26 protein-coding genes are annotated in these 25,662 nt (G+C 40.5%); 8 read left to right on the plus strand and 18 right to left on the minus strand.

The features are described 5' to 3' along the window. Positions 1-118 precede the first annotated feature (118 nt). Genes LS69_RS06275 through LS69_RS06330 form a run of 12 tightly spaced genes read right to left on the minus strand, consistent with a single transcriptional unit; the run spans position 119 to position 13,439 of the window. Positions 119-2,335 (minus strand): endonuclease MutS2, encoded by a 2,217-nt coding sequence (locus LS69_RS06275; RefSeq protein ID WP_138123261.1) that lies wholly within the window; start codon positions 2,333-2,335, stop codon positions 119-121. Beyond that, on the minus strand, positions 2,319-2,696 hold the full coding sequence (locus tag LS69_RS06280) for a hypothetical protein (protein WP_138123263.1): 378 nt from the start codon (positions 2,694-2,696) through the stop codon (positions 2,319-2,321). The genes LS69_RS06275 and LS69_RS06280 overlap by 17 nt, the downstream gene beginning before the upstream one ends. Next, positions 2,696-4,036: a UDP-N-acetylmuramate--L-alanine ligase gene (gene murC / locus LS69_RS06285; RefSeq protein WP_138123265.1), complete on the minus strand. Its 1,341-nt coding sequence runs from the start codon at positions 4,034-4,036 to the stop codon at positions 2,696-2,698. Before murC ends, LS69_RS06280 begins: the two co-directional genes overlap by 1 nt. Further along, positions 4,027-5,169, minus strand: a complete 1,143-nt coding sequence (locus LS69_RS06290) for a succinyldiaminopimelate transaminase (protein WP_138123267.1) — start codon at positions 5,167-5,169, stop codon at positions 4,027-4,029. Before LS69_RS06290 ends, murC begins: the two co-directional genes overlap by 10 nt. Next, complete coding sequence (locus tag LS69_RS06295) at positions 5,169-6,851, minus strand: DEAD/DEAH box helicase (RefSeq protein WP_138123269.1); 1,683 nt, start codon at positions 6,849-6,851, stop codon at positions 5,169-5,171. The genes LS69_RS06290 and LS69_RS06295 overlap by 1 nt, the downstream gene beginning before the upstream one ends. Before the next feature lie 53 nt (positions 6,852-6,904). Next, a complete protein-coding gene (locus LS69_RS06300; RefSeq protein WP_138123271.1) occupies positions 6,905-8,377 on the minus strand; it encodes a hypothetical protein in 1,473 nt (490 codons plus the stop codon). Between the two features lie 2 nt (positions 8,378-8,379). Then, complete coding sequence (locus LS69_RS06305) at positions 8,380-9,093, minus strand: lysophospholipid acyltransferase family protein (RefSeq protein ID WP_138123273.1); 714 nt, start codon at positions 9,091-9,093, stop codon at positions 8,380-8,382. Then, positions 9,077-10,528 (minus strand): SH3 domain-containing protein, encoded by a 1,452-nt coding sequence (locus tag LS69_RS06310; protein WP_238699205.1) that lies wholly within the window; start codon positions 10,526-10,528, stop codon positions 9,077-9,079. The genes LS69_RS06305 and LS69_RS06310 overlap by 17 nt, the downstream gene beginning before the upstream one ends. Next, the gene (purQ, locus tag LS69_RS06315) at positions 10,525-11,181 is read right to left on the minus strand and encodes a phosphoribosylformylglycinamidine synthase subunit PurQ (RefSeq protein ID WP_138123275.1); all 657 of its coding nucleotides are present in this window, start codon (positions 11,179-11,181) and stop codon (positions 10,525-10,527) included. The genes LS69_RS06310 and purQ overlap by 4 nt, the downstream gene beginning before the upstream one ends. A 3-nt stretch (positions 11,182-11,184) precedes the next feature. After that, positions 11,185-11,421, minus strand: coding sequence for a phosphoribosylformylglycinamidine synthase subunit PurS (gene purS, locus LS69_RS06320; protein WP_138123277.1), 237 nt, complete (start codon positions 11,419-11,421; stop codon positions 11,185-11,187). Positions 11,422-11,430: 9 nt separating this feature from the next. Beyond that, on the minus strand, positions 11,431-12,147 hold the full coding sequence (gene purC, locus LS69_RS06325; RefSeq protein WP_138123278.1) for a phosphoribosylaminoimidazolesuccinocarboxamide synthase: 717 nt from the start codon (positions 12,145-12,147) through the stop codon (positions 11,431-11,433). A gap of 11 nt (positions 12,148-12,158) precedes the next feature. Next, positions 12,159-13,439, minus strand: coding sequence for a S41 family peptidase (locus tag LS69_RS06330; protein WP_138123280.1), 1,281 nt, complete (start codon positions 13,437-13,439; stop codon positions 12,159-12,161). Between the two features lie 169 nt (positions 13,440-13,608). Between LS69_RS06330 and LS69_RS10450 the strand changes: the two genes are divergently transcribed. Next, entirely contained in the window at positions 13,609-13,749 is a 141-nt protein-coding gene (locus tag LS69_RS10450) for a hypothetical protein (protein WP_194145444.1), read from the plus strand. A 1-nt stretch (position 13,750) separates the two neighbouring features. Next, complete coding sequence (locus tag LS69_RS06335) at positions 13,751-13,930, plus strand: hypothetical protein (protein ID WP_138123282.1); 180 nt, start codon at positions 13,751-13,753, stop codon at positions 13,928-13,930. Here LS69_RS06335 and mnmG read toward each other — a convergent pair. From mnmG to LS69_RS06365, 6 genes are all read right to left on the minus strand, one after another. Next, a complete protein-coding gene (mnmG, locus tag LS69_RS06340) occupies positions 13,877-15,793 on the minus strand; it encodes a tRNA uridine-5-carboxymethylaminomethyl(34) synthesis enzyme MnmG (protein ID WP_138123284.1) in 1,917 nt (638 codons plus the stop codon). The two genes, LS69_RS06335 and mnmG, sit on opposite strands and share 54 nt — an antisense overlap. Before the next feature lie 180 nt (positions 15,794-15,973). Further along, complete coding sequence (locus tag LS69_RS11095; RefSeq protein WP_275050964.1) at positions 15,974-18,091, minus strand: methyl-accepting chemotaxis protein; 2,118 nt, start codon at positions 18,089-18,091, stop codon at positions 15,974-15,976. 497 nt (positions 18,092-18,588) lie between these two features. Continuing rightward, the gene (locus tag LS69_RS06350; protein ID WP_138123286.1) at positions 18,589-19,335 is read right to left on the minus strand and encodes a phosphate ABC transporter ATP-binding protein; all 747 of its coding nucleotides are present in this window, start codon (positions 19,333-19,335) and stop codon (positions 18,589-18,591) included. After that, complete coding sequence (locus tag LS69_RS06355; protein WP_138123288.1) at positions 19,313-20,203, minus strand: ABC transporter permease subunit; 891 nt, start codon at positions 20,201-20,203, stop codon at positions 19,313-19,315. Before LS69_RS06355 ends, LS69_RS06350 begins: the two co-directional genes overlap by 23 nt. Positions 20,204-20,212: 9 nt before the next feature. After that, positions 20,213-21,049 carry an ABC transporter permease subunit gene (locus LS69_RS06360; protein ID WP_194145446.1) on the minus strand — a complete coding sequence of 279 codons (837 nt, stop codon included), beginning with the start codon at positions 21,047-21,049 and terminating at the stop codon, positions 20,213-20,215. 2 nt (positions 21,050-21,051) lie between these two features. Continuing rightward, positions 21,052-21,939, minus strand: coding sequence for a phosphate ABC transporter substrate-binding protein (locus LS69_RS06365; RefSeq protein ID WP_138123292.1), 888 nt, complete (start codon positions 21,937-21,939; stop codon positions 21,052-21,054). A gap of 104 nt (positions 21,940-22,043) precedes the next feature. On the opposite strand from LS69_RS06365, the gene LS69_RS11100 reads away from it, so the two are divergent. From LS69_RS11100 to LS69_RS06390, 6 genes are all read left to right on the plus strand, one after another. Continuing rightward, positions 22,044-22,166 (plus strand): hypothetical protein, encoded by a 123-nt coding sequence (locus tag LS69_RS11100; protein ID WP_275050965.1) that lies wholly within the window; start codon positions 22,044-22,046, stop codon positions 22,164-22,166. Between the two features lie 27 nt (positions 22,167-22,193). Beyond that, positions 22,194-23,183, plus strand: a complete 990-nt coding sequence (locus tag LS69_RS06370) for a cation transporter (RefSeq protein WP_138123294.1) — start codon at positions 22,194-22,196, stop codon at positions 23,181-23,183. A gap of 290 nt (positions 23,184-23,473) precedes the next feature. After that, entirely contained in the window at positions 23,474-23,887 is a 414-nt protein-coding gene (locus LS69_RS06375) for a hypothetical protein (protein ID WP_138123296.1), read from the plus strand. Positions 23,888-23,895: 8 nt separating this feature from the next. Beyond that, positions 23,896-24,255: a flagellar motor switch protein FliN gene (gene fliN, locus LS69_RS06380; protein ID WP_138123298.1), complete on the plus strand. Its 360-nt coding sequence runs from the start codon at positions 23,896-23,898 to the stop codon at positions 24,253-24,255. Continuing rightward, a complete protein-coding gene (locus LS69_RS06385; RefSeq protein ID WP_138123300.1) occupies positions 24,252-24,836 on the plus strand; it encodes a hypothetical protein in 585 nt (194 codons plus the stop codon). Before fliN ends, LS69_RS06385 begins: the two co-directional genes overlap by 4 nt. Further along, complete coding sequence (locus LS69_RS06390; protein ID WP_238699207.1) at positions 24,823-25,641, plus strand: energy transducer TonB; 819 nt, start codon at positions 24,823-24,825, stop codon at positions 25,639-25,641. The genes LS69_RS06385 and LS69_RS06390 overlap by 14 nt, the downstream gene beginning before the upstream one ends. The last annotated feature ends 21 nt before the right edge of the window (positions 25,642-25,662 follow it).

The raw sequence follows: 25,662 nt of genomic DNA on the forward strand, positions 1-25,662 counted from the left end.
TTATTTATCTTGAATCTCTTATCGGATAGATTCCCCGAGTAGATTCCATTTTGTGCGCAATTATGGATTGCCCATTAAAAAATACTTGTCTGAAAGAATGTAAAGATGCAAATAAGAGTTAAAGCTTGACGATTTTTGCGCCAAATCCTCCGGCTTTGGGTGGTGCGTCGGTAAATGCAACTACTTTGGGGTGGGATTTGAGAAAATCTCGCACGACTACAGATAGCCGCCCTGTGCCGATTCCATGATAAACTAACACTTCATCAAATCCGGCAATCAAGCTATTGGAGATAAATTCATCAAGCTTTTCTATCGCTTCTTCTGCGCGTAAGCCGTGCAAATCCAACACAACACTTGCATTTTGTGGCGTTTGGACTTCAATCTTGGAGCTAGGCGGTTTAGGAATGTTGCCATAAGGCTTGATTTCTTTTAGTGAGACTTGAATCTTCATTCCATCATCTAGTTGAATACGCGCCTTGTCCTTGTGTAAGCTTAGCACGATTCCCCGATGATTGCGGTATTTTATGCGCGAGTTAATCGCAAAAGTTTGCGCTTCTTGTGCAGGTTGTGTGGGTGCGGGATTCTTTTCTCGTGCTTCTTTTAAAAGCTTATGGGCAAAGTTGATTTGGCGATGAATCGCCTCTTGGGATTGTTCTTTAATTGCTTTTTTAGCGGCATTGATTGCCTCGGCGAAGTTGGATTCTAGTTTTTCTTGTGCTGTGGCGTAGGTTTGTTCTAATGCCTCTTCTTTGTTTTTTAAATGGGTGATTTTTTGCTTCAAGTTCGCATTGTTTTGTTGTGCTTCTAAAATCTCATTTTGCAATTTCATCTCTAAGCGGGAAGAATTTTCAATCAACGCATTAAGCTTTTCTTTATCTTCTCCATAAAGGGCTTTTGCCTCTTTGACGAGAGATTTTGGGATTCCATAACGCAAGGCAGTTTCAAAGGCATAGCTTTTGCCAATCGTCCCGCTTAGGAAGCTGAAAGTCGGCATTTCGCGTTCCTCATCAAAGAGTGCCGCGAGAAGTTGCACACGAGAATCTCCTGCCATAAGGGCAGCGAGGCGTTTATGGTGTGTTGTGATGATGATTTTGTTACCCTTTTGCATAAGGTTTTCTAGCAATACCTTAAACAGACTTGCCGCCTCATCACTATCTGTGCCAAGCTCAATCTCATCAACGCCCAAAATCCCGCCGCTATCTCTTAGGATTTGGCTAAACTGCAACATACGCCCACCAAAGGTAGAAATATCATTCTTGCTGTTTTGTGGGTCTTCTAAGATAAGATTTAGGTGTTTGAAGCTACCAATGCTAGATTGGTGTGCATTAATCGGAAGCGGGATTAGGTGTTTTGATAGAAAAACCGCACTTAAAATAGATTTTAGGAGCATTGTTTTGCCTCCTGCATTGACGCCGGTTATCATCAAGACTTGCTCTCTAAAGTCAAGGCTAATGGATTTGGGATTCTTTAGTGCGGGGTGGCGAAATTCGCTTAGAATAATCGCAGAATCGTTGGGCTTAGGTGCTAAAAATTCCAAGCCTAAAGAACGCGCAAAATATAGTCGTGCTTGATAGCTATCAAAGCGGTCAAATTCTTTGTTGATGAATCCTAAAAAAAGCAAATGTTTCGTAAGAACGCTAGAGATTTCGCGTGTGATATGGAGGAGTTGCTCTTCTTTTCTGTTGTTGAGTGCGTTGTATTGGTCTTTTAGATTCGCAATGCTTTGGGGCAAAACATAAAAGAATCCTGTCGCAGAACGATGAATGATTTGCCCCTTTAAAATATGGTGGAATCCCGCTTTAAGAAGTAGGCATTCTTCGTCGTTGATAAGGTGGATTTGTCTATCTACAAGGTAGGCTGTGAGTTTGTTTTGGTTTAGGATTTGATTTAATGCCGATGCGATTTCTTTTTTGACACGCTCCATTCCTGCATTAATGGAATCCAATTCTAAATAAATTCCTGTTTTGAGGTTGCCATTTTCCAAGAAAGATTTAGAGATTTCTAAAATCGTATCGGGGATTAGGATTTGATTCCACCACTCATAGAGGATTCCCTCGCATTTAAGGGTTTTAAGATAGCTAAAATAGCGGATAATTTTGACAAATTCAAAGATTTCATCAAGCTTTAAAAATCCGAATTTCTTTAGTAGTGCAAGTTGCGAATCTAGGTTTTGCACGGGTTTTGGAGGCGTAAATTCTAAGTCTTCTAGGGCTTGAATGTAACGCAGGTGGATTTTGCTATCTCCTTGCAAAAACAATTCTTTTGGACGCGCCAAAAAGCCTTCAAAACTCTTGAAAAACTCTTCTAAATCTAGTTGTTTAATGAGAGGTAGCATTTTTTAATTGACACGCTTTGAGTGGAATCGTTACGCGGTAATAATCGCTTTCTTCTTTGCCCATTAGCGTGAGTGTGCCGCTAATAAAGTTGAAGCTTTTATTGTTTGCTTCAATCGTGTGTGTGCCAACTTGGCAAATCAGACTTTTGCCCTGCAAAAAAGAATGCGCCAAATCATTAAGAGTATCTTCTCGTTTCTCTTGGAAAAAGTTAAAAATACCAATACCTAGGGCAAGTAGCAACAACAAAATCCCAAAATACACGCGCATTTTGCGACTGATAATATCAAACTTGGAAAGGAGTTGTGCTAAAAACGCCAAAAGCGCAATCACAACAATAAAAAGAATCCAAAAACGCACCATTAGATTCCGCCTCTAAGTGCGTAAGTAAGATTCCCTGCATTAAATCCAACAACGATTCCATTGTCCAAGCGTTCTAGGGTTTGGTTGTCTTTTTTGAGTAAAAGCGTCTCGCCCTCACGCACGACACAATCCGCAAAAATAGGCGTATAACGCGCAAAAAGACTTTCAAAATCAAGAGGAATCGCATTTTCTCCCACAGCATATACAGGCAAAATCACTAATTTATCCACACCTGTAAAGCATTCCACAAAACCTTGTAAATTGTCAATCACGCGCGAATATTTGTGGGGTTGCCAAATCGCAGTGAGAGGCTTAATGGAGTTGAGATTCTGATAGGTTTTGAGTGCTTTAAGCGTTGTGGCAATTTCGGTTGGGTGGTGCGCATAATCATCAATAATGGTGCATTTGCCATGTGTTAAGAAATCAAATCGTTTCTTGATTCCGCAATAGTTTTGAATGTTTTTAGAAATTTCTTCTAAAGGAATCACTTGCGCGGCTGCAAGCACAGCAAGTGCCGCGTCAATTGCGATATGTTCGCCCAAACCATACACTTGAAAAGTTCCATAGTCTTTGCCCTCGCAGACTAAATGGAATCGCGTTTTTGGGATTCCATTTTCGCAAAAGTAAGAAATCTCACGCAAATCTTGGCTTGGATAAAGCCGAATGCAAGGCTTTTTTAGGTCTTTTAATGTGCCCAAAAAGGAATCTTCCGCGTTAAAAATGCAAATTCTAGCAAGATTTAAAAAATCCTTGTAAGCCTTGTGGAATTGTCGCAAATCGTGCGCATAAGTCTCCATATGTTCTGGTTCTGCATTGGTAACGATTGCGCAGGAGGGATTGCATTCTAGGAAGCTTTTATCGGATTCATCAGCTTCAAATACGACACGATTGCTTTTGAGCGCACGCGTGTTGGAATGAAATTCTTTGCTCTCCGCGCCAATGAGCGCACTTGCGTCCTTTAAAATTGCGCTTAAAATCGCAGTTGTGGTACTTTTGCCATGCGCACCTGCAACAGCAAAAACTTCTTTGTCTCCTAATATCATTTTTAGGGATTCCTTGCGCGAAAGCACGGGGATTCCTTGTTCGTGCGCGGTTTGTAATTCAATATTGTCAGGCTTAATAATAGCAGAATGAATCACCAAATCTTGTTTGCAAATGGCTTCCTTTGTGTGGGGAATGCTGACTTTGATTCCCATTTGCTTTAATTCTTTGGTAACGCAACCCTCTGCAATATCTGAACCGCTGACTTCTGCACCTTGTGCGCGTAGAAACTTCGCAAGGGCGGAGATTCCAATCCCGCCAATCCCAATGAAGTGAATTTTTTTAGCCCCTAAAGCCACTTTTGCAACCTTAAAAGAGAATCTTGAATAATGGATTCTTCATAAACCAAAGCAAGGCGAACGAAATTTCGCCCCGGATTTTCTCCATTTTTATCTGTTCTTGAAAGAAAGCTTCCCGGCAAGACTAGGATATTTTCTTTGGCTAGAAGATTCTTCGTCCATTCTAAATCGTTTGAGACGGGAAGCCATACATAAAAAGTCTCTTCTGGAATGCGTAAATTTGGAATCTTAGAGCTTAGAATCTCATATGCTAAGCGGAGATTTTTGGCATATTGGGCGCGTGAAAATTCCGTGTGTGTTTCCTCGTTCCAAGCAAGCGTGGCTGCCGCTTGTAAGGGCAGAGGAGAAGCGCAACCTACATAAGTGCGGTATTGCAAATAAGGCTTCAAAATCGTAGAATCTCCGGCGATAAATCCGCTTCTAAGTCCGGGTGCGCTGGAGCGTTTGGAGATGGAATTGAGAGCTAAGATGTTTTTGAAATTCTCATTTCCCACTTCAAGAGAGGCTTGGAGTATGGAAGCGGGTTTTTGGTTGCTATAAATTTCGCTGTAACATTCATCGTTAAGAAGCAAGAAGTCAAATTCAAGCGCATTTTGAACCCAAACTTTTAATTCTTCTAGGCTTAAAGTCGCGCCTGTTGGGTTGTTAGGAGAGTTTAGAATCACCAAATCACAAGTTTGCATTTGCTCCTTTGTAAGGCTGGGCTTGAAGTTGTTTTGGGGGGTGAGATTCATATAAATGCTTTTTGCCCTACAAGCAAGTGCTGCGCCCTCGTAGATTTGATAGAAAGGATTAGGGTGCGCTAGGGTTGGGTTGGGTTTGTCAAAGAGGTAAAATTGCGGGAAGTTAAACAATGCTTCGCGCGTCCCAAAAGTTGGAATCAGCTCATTGGGCTTGAGTGCGATATTGAATCTACGCTGCATAAAGCCTCGCATAGAATCTTTGAGGGATTCTTCCCCTGCGGTTTTTGGGTATTTGTTTAAGGATTCCACATTTTCTTTTAAGGCTTCACAAATACATGCTGGAGTTTCAAACTGCGGTTCGCCAATCGTCAAGGAAATGCGTCTGCCTTCGGTTTGGATTCCGCTAATGAGCAAATTTAGCTTTTCAAAAGGATAGGGTTGAAATTCCATTATGATTTCCCGTTGTGGTTTTTGGAATTTTTAGATTTTTGGCTTGGTGCGCGGTTTTTTGAGGAATTACGATGATTTTTAGACTGGGATTTTTGGCGCGATTCTTTGTGAAATTCTTGAAAATTCCAATCCTCTGAATCTCTTTTGGAGCTTTTTGGTTTCTTGTTATGATTCCAATCTTTCCCATAGTTTTTGTTGTTTCTTCTGTTTTTTGCGCTGTCTTTATCGTTGTTTTGTCGTTCTCTGCGAGGATTCCCCTCTAATTGCATTTGCATGGTTTTCAAATCCTTTTTGTTAAGTCCGATTTTGTTAGGTCCTAAGACTTTGGAATCTTGCAATACCATAGAAAGCAGTTTGCAAACTAATTGCGTCATATCTGCGTGTGAGCGGATTTGCTCATAGATTCGCAATGCGTCGTCGCTGATAGTGTGTTTGAGGATTTTGTCTAGCAAATTGGAATCTTGCTTGTCCATTGCGTCTTGAATACTTGGAATCTCGTATAGTTCAATACTTGCTTTGGTGTTTTCTTTGATTCTGCGAATCTCTTTAAACTCTAAAGGTGTCGCAAGTGTGATTGCAATGCCCTTTTTCCCGGCTCTTCCGGTGCGTCCAATACGATGCACATAGGATTCGGGATTGAGCGGGATATGGAAATTAAACACATGGCTTACACCGCTGATGTCTAGCCCACGCGCGGCAATATCGGTCGCGACAAGAATATTAATGCTAGAATTTTTAAAAGCGTTAATGGATTTGAGGCGTTCTCTTTGTTCCATATCTCCGTGCAATGCTCCTGCTTTGTAACCGCGAGAAAGTAGGCGTTCGGATAAAATATCCGCTTCTTTTTTCATACGCGTAAAAATGATTGCCTTGCTTGGAGTTTCGCTATCAATGAGGCGCACAATCGCATCTTCGCGCTCACTTTCGTTAATAATATAATAGCGTTGGGCGATGTCTTGATTAGTCGCATCTTCGGGCGTTACTTTGATGAGCTTTGGATTATTAAGAATCTTTTGAGCTAAATGTTTAATAGGAATTGGCATTGTAGCAGAGAAAAGGAGAGTTTGACGCGCATTAGAAAGATAGGTGAAAATCTCTTCTATATCATCTAAGAATCCCATATCCAGCATTTCATCGGATTCGTCTAATACAACCACGCTTGGGGAGAAGTTTTTAAGCCGTTCGTTGCGCAAATGATCTAGCAATCTTCCGGGTGTCGCGATGATGATTTGTGGGCGTTTTTCTAGTAATTCAAGTTGTCTGCGAATAGGCTGTCCGCCAAAAAGCGAGACGGTGCGCACTTTGTTGTATTTGCCAAGTTTAAAGATTTCATCGCCTACTTGCATTGCAAGTTCTCTTGTGGGCGTTACGACAAGCACTTCAATTTCGCCATTGTGTTTGAGGCTGTTGATGAGAGGCAATCCAAAAGCGGCTGTTTTGCCCGTCCCTGTTTGCGCTTGTGCAATCACATCTAAGCCATCTAAGATGATTGGAATTGCCTCTTGTTGGATTGGGCTTGGTTCGCTAAAACCCGCTTCTTTAATGCCGCGCAAAATGCTTTTTTTCAAGCCAAAGGATTCAAAGCCCTTAGCAGAATAAGAGTTTGGGGCAAGAGTTTGGGAATCTTGCGCTTGTTGTGTCTGTCTTTTGGCGGGATTTTGTTGTTTTGTTGTTTTGTTCATTGTGTTACTTTAATTTAAATTCATTTGTGATTATAGCATTAAAACGCGCAATATCACTCTAAAAAGCCGAAGCGATTTCCGCTAACTTGTTTGGAGATGATTTCAAAGGAAGTTTGCGCATTGGCTTTAAAGGCTTTTGCTTCTTGAATCAGTCCTTCGGGATTCTCCCAAATATGCGCACTATCAATGTAGATTTTTTCAAAGGTGATTTCATTAATCAAAGAGAAATACAAAGTGCGCTTATAGGCGGTTTTAACAGAATAAAGCTCATTTTGGCATAGAATCTTAAGTTTTAGATTCGTAGATTCTTGCTCATCAGTGGTTACGATGAGGAAATATTTTCTTTGCTTCTTTTTGATTTTGTTGATATAGTGATAAAGCAATGTGTCTAGCTCGTTAAGCTTGTCTTTATTGAGGTGTTCTAAATATTGTTCAATAAAATAAGTCATCGTAGGCACGCGGTCGTTGTTGGCATTTTTGAAAAAGTTTTTCTGCAAACTCACGGATTTTAGGATTTTGTGATAGATTTTATCGTTTAGAATCGTGATACAAATATCCAACCCGCTTTTGATTTTTTTGTAGATTCTCTCATGTGTTTTTTGGTAAAGCTCGGTGTAGATTTTGAGATAATGCTCTTCAAATTGTTCTTTTAAATGCAGAAGTCTTTTGCAAAGATTGCTATTGAAGTTTTCGCTTTCCCCCATTTTTTTTAGCTCTAATTGCACTTTTTCTAGTTTTTGTGAGTTTTTCTCTAAATCTACTTTGGATTGGATTCTGCGCTGAAGCAAGAGAATATCGCTTTTTAAGGCGTTGATTCGTTTTTGGCATAGATTGGCGGTGTCTTTTGCATTATTAATCGCTACGATAAGGGCTTGATAATGGCATTGTTGAGCTAAAAAATGCTCTTTGAAGACATTTTCAACATTGACTTTTTGGTAGCGCGTAAGACCTGAAAATGCGGATTCTAAACGCGTCATAATTCCGAGTTCTTCAATAAAATCGTCTTTGGGAATCGTTTTGTCGCTATAAAGTAGGTTATCTAGCGTTTTGGCACTGAATCGCTTGAGGTGCGTGTAGTCATAGAGGAATTTGTCTTTTGGCAAGTGCAAATCGTTTAAAAATGCGATGGCGGAAAACTCTTGAGAAAAGTATTTTTTGAGGGATTCCATAGGCTTTATATCTACGGCAATTTCTCTGATTTTTTGGTAGTCAGTTGTTTTGTAGATTTTTTGAACGATTGCGTCGCGTTTGTTGCTAAGGAGTGTGTCGAGTTGTTCATCTGTTTCGTGATGCCAAAACTCGGATTCTGAAATCATAGAATGGTTGCCAAAGTCTTGGTATCTTGACGCTTTGCAGTCTGTAACTTGTCCTGCTTCATTGCAGCGAAATTCTACAAACATATCTACAGCGGGAATCACTTTTTTATCATGCCAAGTTTCTTTGGTAAATTCAAAGAGTTTTCTTGAGAGATTGATCACAGCACCTTTGCCATTGCTGCTTAGGTAACGAACGATTTTTCCGTGCATTGCTAACCTTTGGAATCTTGATTGGGGATATTTTGGGATTGTGCATACATTTTAGAATATTCTGTTTGCATTTGTGTTTTGAGGTCTTCAAACCAATGTTCGCCTTGTGGTATAAAAGCCGGTAGATATTGCACACTAAAAGGTGTGTTTTGGAATTTTAATGCACCAATATCAAGGCATTTGCGTGTGCCACAAACTACAACGGGCTGGACTTTGAGGTTGAAGCGTTCGATGAGAATCTTCGCTCCACTTTTAAAGGGCAAAAACTTCTCTCCTCCAAGACTGCGTGTGCCTTCTGGAAAGATACATAGGGTGCGGTTGTTTTCTAATCTATCCTTTGCTTCTTTGAGCAAAAATACAAGCTCCTTTTTGCTCTCACGATTGATAAGAATCATTTTGGGGGCTTTGAGTGCGTGTCCGTATAAGAAGGGCTTTCCAAGCTCTTTTTTGGCAATCCAACAAAGATTATTAGGGTGGATTGCTTCTAGGAAAATCACATCCATAAAGCTTTGGTGGTTGAGAACTAGAATCTGCGCACTAGAGTCTAACGCACCTTGAATGTTTGTGTGCACACCAAAGAGTTTGAGGAATCCTCTAGCGGTGATTTGCCTCAATTTGCGTTGTGCGTTTGGGAAAAGATACATCAAAGCAATCGTGCAAGGAATGAAAAGCAGCGTGTAAAGAACCGCGCTAATAGCTCTAATTTTGGAGATCATCGCGTTTTACCCACCCTATACGATCGTCTTGCAAAAGCACTTTGTAATAATTGCTCCGTTGTCCCAAAATCTCTACTTTTATTGGCTCTTGCGTGGTGAGAATGATGGTGGAATTAAAGGTTGGTTGGATTCTAAGAGAAGCGTTTGCTTTAAGCGTAGCGGAGGTTTTGAGTGTGAGGAAATAAAACAACACTCCAAGTGCAATAATACCAAGCAAAACAAAAATCAACTTTCTTTTATACAAATACAAACCAAAAAACAAAATAGCAAGAGAAGCCATAGAAGCGATTTTAAAAAATTGGTGATTGTTTTTGGGCTTGATGTCGCTTTGTGTGCTAACTCTATCTTCAATCGCGATATTATCCACTAGCAATTCTGTGTATTTAGAAGTTTTTGTATTGAAATAATCAAAACGAATCGTGTTTAAGTCTTTGGGGACGATTGCATAGTAAAAAGCCTCTGCTTGTTTATAGTCGCCACTTTTGCTTTCAATGCCTTGTTGCGTGTAAGATGCTAGATGAAAATCAAAGAGATTGCCCATTGTGCTTTGGAATTGAAAAACCGCAAGATTGTGCTGCGTGTCGTAGTTAGTGATCTTTGTATCTAGGATTTTCAAATCTTGTGCGAGGACTTGACAAAAGCTTCCTTGCCGTTCTAGCTTAATGGCTTTGCCACTGATATTTTGTGTGCTTTCGGTGGCTTCTCCCTCGTCAGTATTAACGCTGATTTTGATTTGAGGAATCGTATAGTTTGGTTGCTTGATTTTAAAATAAAAGGTGTTTCTTAGGCTAGAATCTTCTGTGTTGAGATTCCAGCTTTCATTGGGGTTTAGAATCTCTACACTTGCTTCTTGAATGCTGTTTTCAAACACAAATTCCGTTTTGATTGTGGAATAATTTGTCAGCACGAGAAGCTTCAAATCCAAAGAAATCACTTGATGAACATATAAAATATCCAAAGGAGGATTGAGAATCTCTAAATAGACATTTTTAGCAAGAGAATTAATAGGATAGGGGTTTTCATCGGTTTCTTGTAAAGTGTCTTGAGGGTTTGGGGTTTGAAATGTGGAATCTTGAGATTCTTGGGGTTGCGATTCTTGATAGAGAGATTCTAAGTTGAGGTTGGGTGTAGAATCTTGCGAGAGAGGAGCGGGGTTTGGCGTTGTGGAATCCTCTTCAAAATCATTTTGCAAATCCCTATCCAATGCTTTTTGTAGATCGTTTTGCAAATCTTCTTCAGAGATTGCATTGGGTAATGCGTGATGTGTTGCACTCTCTAAAGCAGAATCTTGTGAGGCAGAATCCTCCATAGGATTTTGCACATTTTGAGGGAACATTCTTGTTTCGCTCACAGGGGTTTTTTGCGTCTCTACTTCCTGCGCGATTCCATAAATGCTAAATCCAAAAACAAAAGCTAATTGTATAAAAATTTTCATAGAACCCTTACGAATCCTTCTAGCATTTTTAAGCCAATGTCTTGACCGAGTGTTTTTTCTATGGCGCGTTCAGGGTGTGGCATAAGCCCAAAGACATTTTTTTGTTTGTTGCAAACTCCAGCGATATTGCTCACAGAACCATTGGGGTTTTCAACATATTCTAGCAAGATTTGGTGGTTTTCTCTAAGCTCTTCTAAGCCTTTGTCGTCAATATAATAGTTTCCATCAGCGTGAGCAATAGGAATCTTTACAATTTCGCCCGGAAGGAATTTGCTTAAAAACACATTGTCGTTGTGAATCACTTTGAGATTGGAATCTTTAGAAATGAAATGCAGGTTTTCATTGCGTTTCATTGCACCGGGCAATAATCCGCTTTCAAGTAAGATTTGGAAGCCATTGCAGATTCCAAGCACATATCCGCCTTTATCTGCAAACTCTATTACGGCTTTCATAATAGGAGAGAATCGCGCGATTGCCCCGCTACGCAGATAATCTCCATAGCTGAATCCACCGGGTATGACGACTAATTTTGTGTCTTTTGGCAGGGAAGTTTCTTTGTGCCATACGATGGTGGTGGGTGCGTCTAAAAGCGAAAAGGCGTATTCCACATCGTATTCGCAGTTTGTTCCCAAAAATTGTAGAATCGCAATCATTTTTTACATCTTTATTTGATAGTTTTCAATCACGGTGTTAGCCAACAAGGTTTCACACATAGATTCCACTTCTTTTTTGGCATTGGCTGTATCATTTCCTGCAATCTCTAGTGTAATCACTTTGCCCACCTTGACACCTTGCACACCTTGATAGCCTAGAGATTCTAAAGCATGGTGGATTGCTTTGCCTTGTGGGTCTAACACGCCCTCTTTTAGCCCTACAATGACTTCTACTTTCATTTTTTCTCCTTAAGTTTGGATTCTTTTTAAAATCTCTTCGTAAGCCATTTTGACATTGCCCAAATCTTGTCTGAAGCGGTCTTTGTCTAGTTTTTCTCGTGTGTCTTTATCCCAAAATCTGCAAGAATCCGGTGTAATTTCATCAGCAAGTAGAATCGCACCGCTAGAATCTACGCCAAATTCTAATTTGAAATCCACCAAGATTAGATTTTTTTTGTCAAAAAACACTCTTAGCACTTCATTGACTTTACGCCCGATTTTGCGCAACTCATCTAAGGATTCTGTGGATTTGACGCATTGGAGAATCAGTGCGTGTTCATCGTTGATGAGCGGGTCGCCAAGTGCGTCGTCTTTATAATAAAATTCCACCAAAGTAAAAGGCAAGGATTCCCCCTCTTTGATACCTAGACGCTTACTTAAGGAGCCGGTTGCAACATTGCGGACAACCACTTCAATAGGAATAATCTTCACGCGTTTGCAAAGCATTAAATCTTCGCCTATGGTTTCAACGAAATGTGTTTTGACACCATTTTGCTCCAAGAGTTTAAAGATTTCTGTTGAAATTTTGCAGTTTAGAATCCCCTTGCCTTGCTCACTTCCCTTTTTTTCTGCATTAAAGGCGGTTAAGTCGTCTTTGAATTGGGAGATAATTAGATTTTCATCGTCTGTTTTGAAAAGTTTTTTGCCTTTTCCCTCATACATCATTTCTTTTTGCGCTACTTGCATTTTTACTCCTTTTATAGAACTTTAAAGATTTTCAGCACATCAATGGCACTTTTAAGCTGAATATCTTGTAGCACCTGTTTATGTGTGATTGTATTTTTAGAATCTTTCGTTTTTTTGTCTTTGTTGGATTCAACTTTTGCCAATTCTCCCTCTAAATGTTTTTGTAAATCCGCTTCTTTAATGCTAAATCCGCTGTTTTCATCAGGCACGATACCGGGAGCGACTTCAATATCGGGAGTTACCCCAACGGCTTGAATCGTGCGACCACTTGGCAGATAATAACGCGCAATCGTCAAGCGCAAGGCTTCTTTCTTTTCTGTGGGGAGAATAACTTGCACACTACCTTTGCCAAATGTCCCCTCGCCGACTAATACCCCGCGTTTATTATCTTGAATCGCTCCCGCGACAATCTCACTCGCACTCGCGCTTCCATTATTGACAAGCACGACAAGCGGAATCTTGCCATAAGGAGTGCGGTTTGTCGCGCGATAAACGATGTTTTCATCTTTGATTCTGCCTTTTTGAGAAACGATGATTCCCTCCTTGATAAACAAATCGCTTAATTCTACTGCTTGATTCAATAATCCACCCGGATTGTTGCGCAAATCCAACACAATACCATCAATAGTTTTGAATTTCTTTAGCTCTTCTTCTACGCGTTTGCTGACATTTTTATCAAAAGAAGTTACGCGCAAATAAACATAATTACTCTCTTCAATCCCTTTTGCATAGACGGATTCTACTTTGATATTGTCGCGAATAATATCAAAAACAAGAGGTTTTGGCTCATTTTTGCGCACGATAGTGAGCTGCACTTTTGTATTAGGTTTGCCACGCATTCTATTGACCGCGTCGTCAATACTCATATTCAGCGTGCTTTCTTCGTTGATTTTTAGGATAATATCGCCGCTCTTTAGACCGGCTTTATCGCCCGGAGTGCCTTCAATAGGAGCGATAATCGTGAGCGCACTTTCTTTGAGGGCAATCGTGATACCAATTCCGCCAAATTGTCCATCAGTTTGGATTTTTAAGTCTTCAAACTTCTTTTCGTCTAAATAAGCAGAATGGGCGTCAAGGTTTGACAAAAGCCCATCAATCGCCTTATCTACGATTTCATTCAAACTTAATTCATCAACATAATATTTTTCAACCGTGCCAATTACTTTGCGCAGTTTATTGTAAGCATCAAGTCGGGATTCGTCCTCTGCAAATGCGATATTTTGCAACAATGCAAAACACAATAAACTTGCAAGAATCGTGTAAAAAAAGCTTTTGAAATTTAATTGCTTCATAAATCAACCTAAAATAAAGTTTAGCTTTTGATTCTAGCGCATTCTCACTTAAAGTTTAAATAAAATAAATATATTAAGTTTGTTTTAAGATAAATTAAAGGGTAGATTTGCAAGTTTTGCATACTAAAAGGTGTTACAATGGAATCTCGCCTTTCGTCATTGCGAGTGAGTGAAACGAACGCGGCAATCCATAATCACGCATAAAGTGGATTCTATAATGGCGAGATTCTTTAGTGTAGATTGCCACGAAGTTGTGCCAACTTCCCGCAATGACGCAATAGCAGAATCGCAGGTTTGTTTGAGGTTATAGATTGCTACGAGATTCTAACGAATCCCTCGCAATGACAAAAGGCAATACTTTAACGACTTCTCACGATGATTTGCTAACACACGATTCTACTACCACAGAATCTCGCAATGACAAGCTACATAGCCCATTATCCTTTAGTCTTCTTGTTGTGCAAATGGATATAAAGTTGCAAGACTTCTAAACTCGCAGGGGTAACCCCGCTGATTTCACTCGCTTCAAAAAGGCTTTTGGGATTGAATTTTTTGAGTTTTTCAATCACTTCTAAACTAAGTCCCGGAATCCCATCAAACACAAAATTTGGCGGAATCGCAATGCTTAGCATTTTGTCCATATTATTGATAAGCTCTTGTTGTTTTTGGATATAGTTCGCGTATTTTGTCTCTACCAAAATTTCCTCTAATGCGCGTGGAGAATAGTGTGCAAATGGGGATTCTACAATCTCATTGATTCGCAGAAGTTTTTGCAAATCAAAACTGCGACGACTCACAATCGTGCTCCAAGTCGTTTTATCGCTGATTTTTTCTTCCCCAATGGAATCTAGAAACTTTAGAATCTCTAGCGTTGGCGTAATGGGCGTATTGTTGAGCCATTCTAAGCCTTGTTGAATGTGTGTTTTATCTTGCAAAAGCACATTGAAATCTTCCTTGCTCATTAGTCCTAGCGTGTGTGCTAATTCTCCTAGTCTAAAAACCGCGTTTCCCTCGCGCAAAAGGAGGCGGTATTCCGCGCGTGAACTAAACATACGATAAGGCTCTTTTGTGCCCTTGGTAACCAAATCATCAATCATTACACCAATGTAAGCCTCGCTGCGTTTGAGTGTGATTTCTTCTTTGCCTTGCGCACTTAATGCCGCATTGATACCCGCGAAGATTCCTTGCGCTCCTGCTTCTTCATAGCCTGTTGTGCCATTGATTTGCCCGGCGCAGTAGAGATTCTTTAGCTTTTTGGTTTCTAGGGTATGTTTTAGCTCGGTTGGGTTAATATAGTCGTATTCAATCGCATAGCCATAGCGCACAATCTCTGCATTTTCTAAGCCTTCAATGCTATGAATCATTGCTTCTTGCACATCAAAGGGCAGGGAGCTTGTCAAGCCATTGATATAATATTCGTTTGCTTCTAATGTTTGTGGCTCTAAGAAGAGTTGGTGTCGCTCTTTGTCTGCGAAGCGATTAACCTTGTCTTCAATGCTTGGGCAATAGCGTGGTCCTATCCCTTCAATCTGCCCGGTAAATAAAGGTGCGCGGTGGAAGTTTTCGCGAATGATTGCGTGGGTTTTGGCGTTTGTGTAGGTTACAAAGCAGGGGAGCTGGGTGGGGTTAAAGGTTTGATTGCCAAGTTCTTTTTGTGTTTGGCGGCTAAAATAGGGTGCGGGAGTATCGCCAAAGTGCTTTTCTAGATTTGTAAAATTAATGCTACTTGCCTTGATTCTCGCGCAAGTTCCGGTTTTGAGTCTGCCAATCTCCATTCCAAGTTGTTCCCCAAATTCGCGCAAATTTTTCCCTAACGCAGAAGCTGGAGGTTCTCCGGCTCTGCCATTGCTAGAGGTGTTTTCTCCAATATGAATTTTGCCTCGCAAAAAAGTGCCTGTGGTGAGGATAATCTTACGCGCAGAATAAGATTTGCCAATAGAGGTTTTTAGCCCAATTACTGCGGTTTTTTCTTCATTGAGTGTTAGGGATTCTACGATTTGTTGGGTTACTTCAAGATTGGGCGTGTGATAGCAGAAATCACGCGCAAGAATCTTGTATCTATCCATATCAATTTGCGCCCTAGTGCCGCGCACTGCGGGACCTTTGGAAGCATTAAGGGTGCGGAATTGGATTCCGCTTTTATCGGTAATATATCCCATAACACCGCCTAAGGCGTCAATTTCTTTAACCAAATGCCCCTTGCCAAGCCCTCCAATAGCTGGGTTGCAACTTGCCGCACCGATTTGCTCTACAAGCATTGTAATAAGTAAAGTCTTGCACCCCATTTTTGCCGCTACAACAGAGGCTTCAATCCCCGCATGTCCCCCACCAATCACAATCACATCATAATCCATTTTTTGCCTTAAACTGAAATTTTTGCGCAATTATAGCTAAATTTGGGAATGTGTTGCGCGGTGGCGCAATCTATAATGCAGAACTTCGGGAAATTCTACAATGGAATCCTTAAATAGAAAAAAGTGAGTGATTTAGGCTTAAGCAAAGCCTAAATCGGTGAAGTTAGAATCCTTAAATGATTAAAATTTCTTTTTATGCGCATCGTCAAGCATATTTTTGGTGATTCCATTAACATTTTGAGCAATGTCATTTGTAATGTTTGCAACTTCAACATTTTCGTTTGTAACGCCTTCTAGTTGGACGATTGCTTCATTGATTTGTGAGATTCCTTGCGCTTGTTCTCGGATAGATTCGCTCATCTCGCTAACGCTTTGGACAAGCACATTTACATTTGCTTCAATCTCGCCTAAGCTTTTTCCTGTTCTTTCCGCTAGTTTTCGAACTTCATCGGCAACAACCGCAAATCCTCTACCATGTTCTCCTGCTCTTGCCGCTTCAATCGCAGCGTTAAGAGCTAGGAGGTTGGTTTGGTCTGCAATGTCTTTAATTACGCCCACGATTCCCTTAATATCCTCCGCCTGTCTTGTTGCATCGCTTGTTTTATTGGAGACATTTTCCATAGATTGACTGATTTCTTCTACTGCTGCCGCGGATTGTTGGAGAGAACTTGCTTGAGAGTGTGAGCCTTCCATTAGCTTTTGCATAGATGATTCCAATTCAGAAGCTTGATTTGCGAGTTCTTGGGCAAATCCCGCACTTCCTCTAAGCATTTTACGAATCTCTTCACCTAATGTGTTGGTTGTAACTTCCACACTTCCGTGCGCATTTTGCACTTCGGTGGTGAAATCTAAGCTTTTGTAGGCTTCAAAGACGCGATGAATCTCATTCATATCGCTTCCGATTTTGTTTTGCAAGACTTCTAGCATATTGTTAAGCACATCTTTGAGGTTTGCTAGTTGAGGGTTGCTAGGTTGTTGCGTGATTCTAGCGGTTAAATCTCCGCTTTCAACTGCTCTTGCTGTTTGTGCAGATTGTTCAATCGCTTCTTCATCGGTTTTAAGCGAATCTTGTGTGCGCTTAATGTTTTCATTGATAAGTCTGCCCATCGTTCCTAGTTCGTCATTAGCACGAATCTTGATGTAATGCACATCTTTGCTTTCGTGGTTAAGGAATTTAAAGAATTGGTCCAAAGTATTGACAAGCACAGGAAGGCGTCTGCCGATATTTTTTTGGACATATACATAAACAAGCAACATTGCAAGAATGACAAATATCAAAGAAGCAGTCGCAATGATAATTTCCAAACGATACAAAGGAGCTAACACGGATTCTTCTGGCGCAATAACGGCAAATGAGAAGTTTGCTGCACCGCTTGAAGTTGAGAAGCTATCCACAGCGGCGTAACTTTCTACACCTGCAATCGTGCGGTATCTCACAACGCCTGTCGTATTGGCTTTAATGGTTCTATCTAGCTCTTGAACTCCCGGGTGTTTGTTTATATCAGAAAGACGCTTAAGCAAGATTTCTTTGTTTTTGTTTGCAATGATATTTCCTTCGGAATCAAAGAAAACTTTCAACTCGTTATCAAATAAGCTCTCTGCTCTGTTGTCCATAAATTCTAATATAGAATGTTCGGTATTAATGATAAATCCAATCACGCCGACGAGTTGTTTATGGTTGTTGAATAATGGAAGCGTTAAGGAGAAACCGATAAATTCGTCTTGTTCTATTTTGATTTTCGTTGCGCGCCCAAAGAAAACTTCATTGCTACCATATTTGCCTTGTTTTACGGCATTTTGAACTGCCATGAGATTGGTGATAAGGGAATCCGATGGCTTTTTATGTACAACACCGCCTTTGGCGTGTGTGTCATTATCGTAAAGCAACATTACAAATTCGCCACTTGGTGTTAGATTCATAGGGTCGTTTTTGAAGTGTGCTGGAGGGTTAACCAAATAAAGAAACGCATAATCTGCGTATGAAGAGCTATCAAAAACCCCCTCTAAGACACTTTCAGTCCTAGCTAAGTTCATTTGTGAGGGGTCCATTGTCTCAAAAACATAATTCAACACCGCCGCACCTGCTTGTGTTGTAGTGATGACTTCTTCTAGAATCCCGGAAATATATTCTCCATCGCCTTCTGCCGCCTTTGCAATGATACTTCTCGCATCGCGTTCCATATTGTTTCTTACAATGCTTGTAATGATGACGGAAAGGATAAGCACACCGACAACAAACAACATTCCAATTGCTGTAACTAATTTAGTCTGCAATTTCATATTACTTAAAAATCCCATAGAATTTCTCCTTAGCTGCTTAAATTATTTTGTGTAGAATTTTTCAAGGGGAAAATTATATATTAAATTTTTTAAAATTAAGATAAAATCAAAAGAAAATTTTAAGTAGTAATAAGCAAAAATTATGAAAAAATTATAATTAATTAATGTTTTAGAATCTGCTTTGGAATTGATTTTTCATAATGGAATCTGATTTTGATTTGCGCATTATAGAATCTAAATTTATAGAAACTTACGCTAAAATATTTTTAATCATTATACTTTTTTGGAAATAATGGAGAGTATTAAGGGCGAGATTTTTTATTGTCATTGCGAGAAGTCGTTAGACTTCGTGGTGTGCAATTTATGAAACAAATTTCACCCGTTTCAGCGCAAATCCACGCTTTAGAATTTCGCCATTATAGAATCTATTTTGGTTTAATTTATGGATTGCTTCGTTACACTTCGTGCGTCTCGCAATGACGCATAGCAAAGTGCAAGGTAGAATCCTTGCAAGACTACTGCACTTGTTCCAAAGCAGCTTCCAAAGCCTTCTTATTTTTTGGCATTTCTAGGATTTGGCATGTGCCATTTTTGGTTTGCATAATTGCTAGAGAATCCGCGATTCTTAAGGCTTGGTCAATATTGTGTGAAATCATCACTAAAGTGTGTGTGCGTCCAATCTCTACTAAAAGCTCTTCAATCACCCTTTGGGAGCGCAAATCCAACGCGCTTGTTGGCTCATCAAGCGTTAGGATTTTTGGCTCTAAGCTTAGGATTCTGGCCAAAAGCAACCTTTGTTGCTCACCGCCAGAGAGGCGCAAGGCATTTTCTTTTAGGCGGTTTTTTAAAGAATCCCAAAGTCCCACTTGCATTAAGGATTCACAAATTTTTTGTTCAATTGCGTGTTTGTCTAGTTTTGTAAGCAAAGAAAGGGGTAAGCTTAGGTTTTTTTCAATGCTTAGATTAAAAGGTTGCGGGGATTGGAAAAGCATTCCGATATTTTTGCGCAAAACCTCCAATGGAATCTCTTTAATGTTTATCATTTGGTTAGAATCCAAATTCGCATAAATCTCGCCAAAAACTTCCCCGCCCATTTCTTCACAAAGACGATTCAAACAGCGCAAAAAAGTGCTTTTGCCACAGCCGGAAGCTCCTAAAAGCGTGAAGATTCCGCGTTGTTGAATCTCTAAGTTGAGTTTGGAGAAAATTTGCTTCCCTCCAAAAGCAACGCCTAGATTTTTAATTTTGAGACTTACAGACATTGAATTTCCTTTTTGAGATTCTTTTCAAAACCATTCCAAAAAGCAACAAAACGCCACACAGACAAAGCAAAACCAAACTCGCACCCATTGCATTTTGTAGTTCTAGTTGCGTTTGGTAGTTTTGGGAGTTGTAATAAATATAAAACGAAAGCGATTCAAATCTACCAAAAAGCCCATTGGGCAAACCTGCATTTGCCACTGCACCGACAAACATTACAACTGCCGTATCTTCTGCTACGCGACCGAGTGCTAAAATCGCCCCGCTTAAGATTCCATTACGCGCTTGTGGAAGTAGTAAATACCATAGAACCGCGCCTTTTGGGATTCCAAGTGCACGAGCATTTAGCATTAAGTCTTGTGGCACAGACAAAAGGGATTCTTTTGTGGTTGTAATCAATGTCGGCAAGACAAGCAATGCAAGACAACACGCAGCAAGCAAAAGACAACTATTCGCTTGGGGTAAAAAGTGGTTTTTAAGCCACAAAATACTTAAGAATCCAAACAAGCCCATAATCACGCTTGGAATCCCTGCAAGAATATCCACCATCGCCCCTAAAAGCCATTTTTGGAAAGGAGAAGCATAAAAGCTGAGGTAGATTCCACAGCCAATGCCCGGTGCAACTGCGAGCAAAAGGCTTAAAATCACAAGCCAAAAAGTGCCAATAAGCGCAGGAAAGATTCCATGAAACACTGCAACTTTGCCCAAAATCGCGCCCAAAGGTGAGGTGTTGCCAAAAAACAACTTCAAATCCAATACAGAGATTCCGCGCCAAAGCACCCAAAGCAACAAAGATAAAACCACCAAACCCACAAACACTGAACCTAAAATGCTTAAGAGATAAAGAAATCTTGCCATGTTGCGCTTCATTGTAGAATCCTAGAGATTTTGGGAGTTTCTATGCAGGATCCCACGCGCAATCAAAGCCAAAAATGCATTGATGAGAATCAGCAAAAATCCAGAAATAAAAAGTGCGTTGTAGGCGTTCCCGATAGATTCGTTAGCGGTAATTAACGCAATGTGCGCACTCAAAACGCGCAAGGGTTCAAAAAGCGAAGTCGCAAAAATCAGCGCATTAGAAGAAAGCATAAGTGCAATCATCGTATCGCCAAACGCGCGTCCAAATCCGAGCAAAAACGCCCCAATCAACACGCTTTTTGCCTTTGGAATTACGACAAAAATTAGTGTTTCAAAGCTGTGCATTCCAAGTGCTAGTCCATTGAAATATTGGTGCATAAAAGGTTTTTTAAGCCCGGATTCTAACAATAAAATCATTGTCGGTAGAATCACAAAACTCAAAACGCAAATACACGCAAGGAGATTCCGCCCACTTCCGCCAAAAGCCTCTCGTAAAAGTGGCACAAGCAAAAATAATGCGCCAAAAGCATAAAGCACGGTGGGAATAGAACCCATTAAACGCACGAGAAAGCTTAAATAGCCTTGCAAAATTTTGTTGATTTTGGATTTTGGGGGTAAAATCAAAAAACTTGCAACACCCAATGCTAATGGAAATGCGACAAGCAGTGTGCTAAAGCTTAGCGTGAGGGAGTTAGCAAGCATTGTCAAAACCCCAAATTCATTCGCTTTGGGGTTCCAACCAAAATGCAAGGTTAAGCTAGGATTGGACGCAAGCGTTTGCAGCCCAAATCCACCAATCACGATAAAGAGTAGGCAAATACCGCTTAAAGCAATGATTGTCGCTAAAGTCGCAACCAATCTCATTTGGGAAGTGGAATATATCCTGATTGTTCGATAAACTCCGCGCCATCTTCAGAGTAAATATAATCGACAAAAAGCTTCGTAAGTCCTTGTGGTTGCCCTTTGGTATTCATATATAAAAGTCTGCTGATAGCGTAAGCACCCTCTTTGGTTTTCTCTTGATTTGGCTCTACCCCTTCAAAAGAGATTCCTTTAATGCTATCATCTAAATGCCCGATTCCGACATAACCAATTGCGTTTTTATCTTGAGCAATCGCAATCTTCATCGCTCCATTGGAGCTTACGACATTCGCAGATTGTGGAATCTCTGTGTCTTTGTTTAAGCCTTTGGATTCAAAGGTGTCGCGTGTGCCACTGCCATCTTCTCGCACATAAAGATTGATTGCGCCCTCACTACCGCCTAGCTCACTCCAATTTTTAACCGCGCCGCTGAATATTTGACTTGCTTGTTCCTTGGTGAGATTAGAGAGAGAATTTTCTTTATGCACAGCAATCGCCACGCCATCAACCGCAAAAGGGAAAGAAATGAGATGGTATTTTTCAATTTCTTGTGGTTTGAGTGCGCGTCCTGTGTTACCAATATCCGCCAAACCCTCACCGACTTTTGTGATTCCCGCACCTGTGCCACCTCCTGTAATCGTAATCGTAATATTTGGATTAGACGCCATAATTGCTTCGGCAGCCTTTTTCATCACGGGGATATGAGCTGTGCCACCAGCAATGTCAATCTTGCCATTTTGATTTGCAAAAATCGCTAGGGCAGCACTTGATGAAGTGGAATTAACTTGAGATTCCGCAGAATCTTTAGAATCAGACCCACAACCGGCAAATGCGCCAAATGTGAGCAACAAAACTGAAGCCGATAAAAGCGTAGAAACTTTTAGCATTTTTATTCCTTTATTGTGAAGTTTGAAAAGCCAAATTTTAATTAAAATGTCTTTAAAATTATCTTTAAGTTTTTTGGTTGGAATCTCTCCTTAAAGGATTCTGCTTGGCGGGTGTGTGCCACGAACTGCATTGTATTCCTCGCAATGACGCAGTAGTGATACGATGGAGTTTATGCGGAATCCCAAAAGTGCAAATAAAAAGCAAAAATCGCAAAAATGCGTTATAATTTTTCCAAAACTTGAGGCTTCTTTAAATGAAATTACAAATCCCCACAGAAAATTATGGCAAAAAAGTGCGCCAAAATTCCCCGCAACCCTTGCAAGTCGCGCAACCTATGTTGGCAAACAACAAACAAGAGCAATTTGTGCTAAAGGTTTCTATGTATAGTGCGCTTCTTTTGGCGATTTTAGGAATCGCTTTTGGGTTAAGCTTTAAAAGTTCCGCGATTGTGTTTGATGGAATCGTTGCCTTAGTGTCGGTAGGTTTGGGGCTTTTGAGTGTGATAACTTCGCGCTTTGTCTATCGTGAAGACGATGATGTGTTTCAATACGGCTATGTGCGCTTTGAACCTATGGTGAATCTTTTTAAAAGTCTGATTCTTATCATCGTCTGCGTTTATGCTTTGATTGGTGGAGTGGAAGATATTTTAAATGGAGGCTACACGCTTCAAATTGATGGCGCGGTGCTTTATACGCTTTGTGCTTTTATATTGTGTTTGGTTGTTTTTGTTTTTACTCGCTTTTTTGCTAAGCGGTTGGATTCTGAATTTATTGGGGTGGATAATGTGGAATGGAAGATTGATTGTGTGCTTTATTTTGGGGCGTTGGTTGCGTTTGGTGCGATTGTATGGTGGGATAGAGAACAGCAAAGCCTATGGACACATTATATCGACCCGATTCTACTCGTGCTTTTGAGCTTGTTTTTGGCTTGGACGCCTGTGCGGATTTTCCTCGCGAATCTCAAAGATTTGATGATGATTGCTCCTCAAGAGTTAGATAATAAAATCACGGAGGTTATGGAATCTATAAGTGTGGAATATGGGTTTGAAGACTATGATACGCATGTCGCCAAAAGTGGGCGATTTTTTATGATTGAAGTTAATCTCCTAATAACGGATTCTAATGCCAAAATGAGCGTGGGAGAAATGGATATTATCCGCAACAAAATTGAACAATCTTTGGAGATACCAAGTTATAAAATTTGGCTACTCGTAAGCTTCACTGCAAACCCCAAATGGCTTTAAGTGCCGCTAAGAGGATTCTACAATGGCGAGATTCAAAAGCGTAGATTTGCGCTGAAGCGGGTGAAATTTGTTTCACAAATTGCACGCCACACTCGCAGACGCTTGTTTGCAATGATAGCGGATCTACAAAGACGCATGTAGAGTAGGCAACACAAATACAAAGTGGATTCAAAACTAAACGAATCCAATAAAAAATCACAATAAAAAACATAATTTACAGCAAAGATAAATAAAATTTGGCTATAATGATTTTTTATGAATTTTGTATAACTTAAAATTTAAGGCACTTTATGAAAGGAATCATTGAAAAGGCATTTATTCAAGCCATACAAGATACGCTTGAAAAAACGCCAATGCGTTGTAATGATAAGCTCACAAATGGCTATCTCTCTAGCATTGACCTTATCTTTGAGGACGACACCAAAGGAACGGTTACTTTTGTAAGCTCTAAGGAGTTTTTGAATATTTTATCCTTTGGATTATTTGGAGAAGACGCGCAAGACGACTTGACTTTTCGGGATCTTTCTCAAGAATTAGCCAACTTGACGATTGGGCTTGGGAAAGTGCTTGCGATTAAAGAGGGGAAAAGTTTTAACATCAAAACACCACGAGTATTTGGCTATGGCGAGTTTCAAGATAGACAATACAATCACTTGGATTTCACGCTTGAAGGCGCACCATGCTCGTTATTTTTGCATAGATAGAGGGAAAAATGCCAGCAGATGAATTTACACTAGCGAAGATTCAAGCACCCAAACAAGAGGACTTAGCGCGATATTTAGACGGGATTATGAATAATTACAGCGGACTTTTGGATATGGGGGTGATTTTCAAATCCGAGCTTGGCTCTACAAAAGTGCCTTTATTGGATATTTTACGCTTTGAAAAAGGTTCTATTATTGATTTGCAAAAACCCGCAGGGGAGAGTGTGGAAATCTATATCAATGGGCGGATTATCGGCAAGGGTGAAGTGATGGTGTATGAGAAGAATCTAGCGATTCGTGTGAATGAAATCCTAGATTCTAATGCGATTGTTTATTATCTGACAAGAGAGAGTATCGGCACGGTATGAGGGTGGTTTTTGCACTTTTGTGCGCCTTGTGCTTGAATGCGTTTTGGCTAGGTGGAATCCTAGAGGCAAACACAAATCAAGAAAAGTTGCATTCAGAAAGCATTAATGCTCCAGAGCTTTTGGGGAGAAAGTCGGATTCTAGTTTGCAAGAATTTGCGTTTGAAACCGGGAAATCCCCGCTTGATAGTATGAATATGTTGCAATATCTTGGTGTGATTTTGCTCCTTGTTGGGCTTTTGATGTTTTTGTGGATTATCAAGACGCGCCTTAATAACCCGCAAGTTAAATTAAATAAGGCAAGTGCATTGGGTGCATTGTTTGACAAAAAGAATCCACAAAGTGCTGTGCAAGTGGAATCTATCGTCGCTTTGGGACTCAATAGTAAGCTTGTCGTGTTTGAAGCTTATGATAAGCGGTATTTGGTGATTATCAGCCCCAATGGTGCGAAATTAGTGGATTCGTATAGTTTAGGAGCAGAATCCGCTATGAAAGCCCAATCTAATGCAAGAAAGGAATCCCAGCAAAACCAAGAAGCGTTTAAGGAATTATTGGAACAAGAGTTGCCAAGTGAAACAAAATAGTTTTGTCGCGCTGTTGTTGTCTTTGACAATCCATGCGATTCTGCTTATGCTTGTGTTGTGGGAGTTTCGTTCCGATAAGTTTTACCACCCTCCGCATATGGGGCGCAGTGATGGTGAGCGTGTGAGTCTGAAGCATTTTAGATTCTCACAAGGCGGGGAGATAAGCGACAAAGAAAATAGCGGCGCAAATGCTCAAGGAAGCGTGCGCGAACAAACGCCACCACAAGAGAAATCGGAATCTGCTTTGACGCAAGAAGCCCCAAAAACACAAAAACAATCCCAAAAGCCAAAAACTCCCACCCCAAAATCCACAAATCAAAAACCCAAATCGCAACCCAAACGTGTCCCACAATCCACACCTAAGAGTGGAAGCGAATCTCTAGTGCAAAGCTTAGCAAGACCGCCAACAAGTATGCAAAACGCACCACAAACGCCCTCAATCTATGATTTTGGCAAAGATATGTCTAATCAAGATATAAAAGACCTTTATGGTGAGGAGTTTGGTTCTCTTGATGCGGAACAAAGGAAGTTTATCAAGGATAATTTAAGCGGAATCGGGAGGGTTACGCAAAGATATTTGAAATATCCGCAAATCGCTGGTAAAATGGGGCAACAAGGGGATAATATCGTGGAGTTTTATCTCCACCCAAATGGCGACATATCCGACCTTAAACTCCTCACGCCTAGCGGATTTAGGCTGCTAGATGAAAATAGTATGCACACGATTAGAATCGCTTATAAAGACTATCCATATCCGAGCGTCAAAACTAAGATTCGGATACGGGTGATGTATCGGGTGTATTAGGATTCTATGCGCATTGTGTCT

The sequence above is a fragment of the Helicobacter sp. MIT 05-5294 genome, assembly GCF_000765675.1.
In the GTDB taxonomy this organism is placed as follows: domain Bacteria; phylum Campylobacterota; class Campylobacteria; order Campylobacterales; family Helicobacteraceae; genus Helicobacter_D.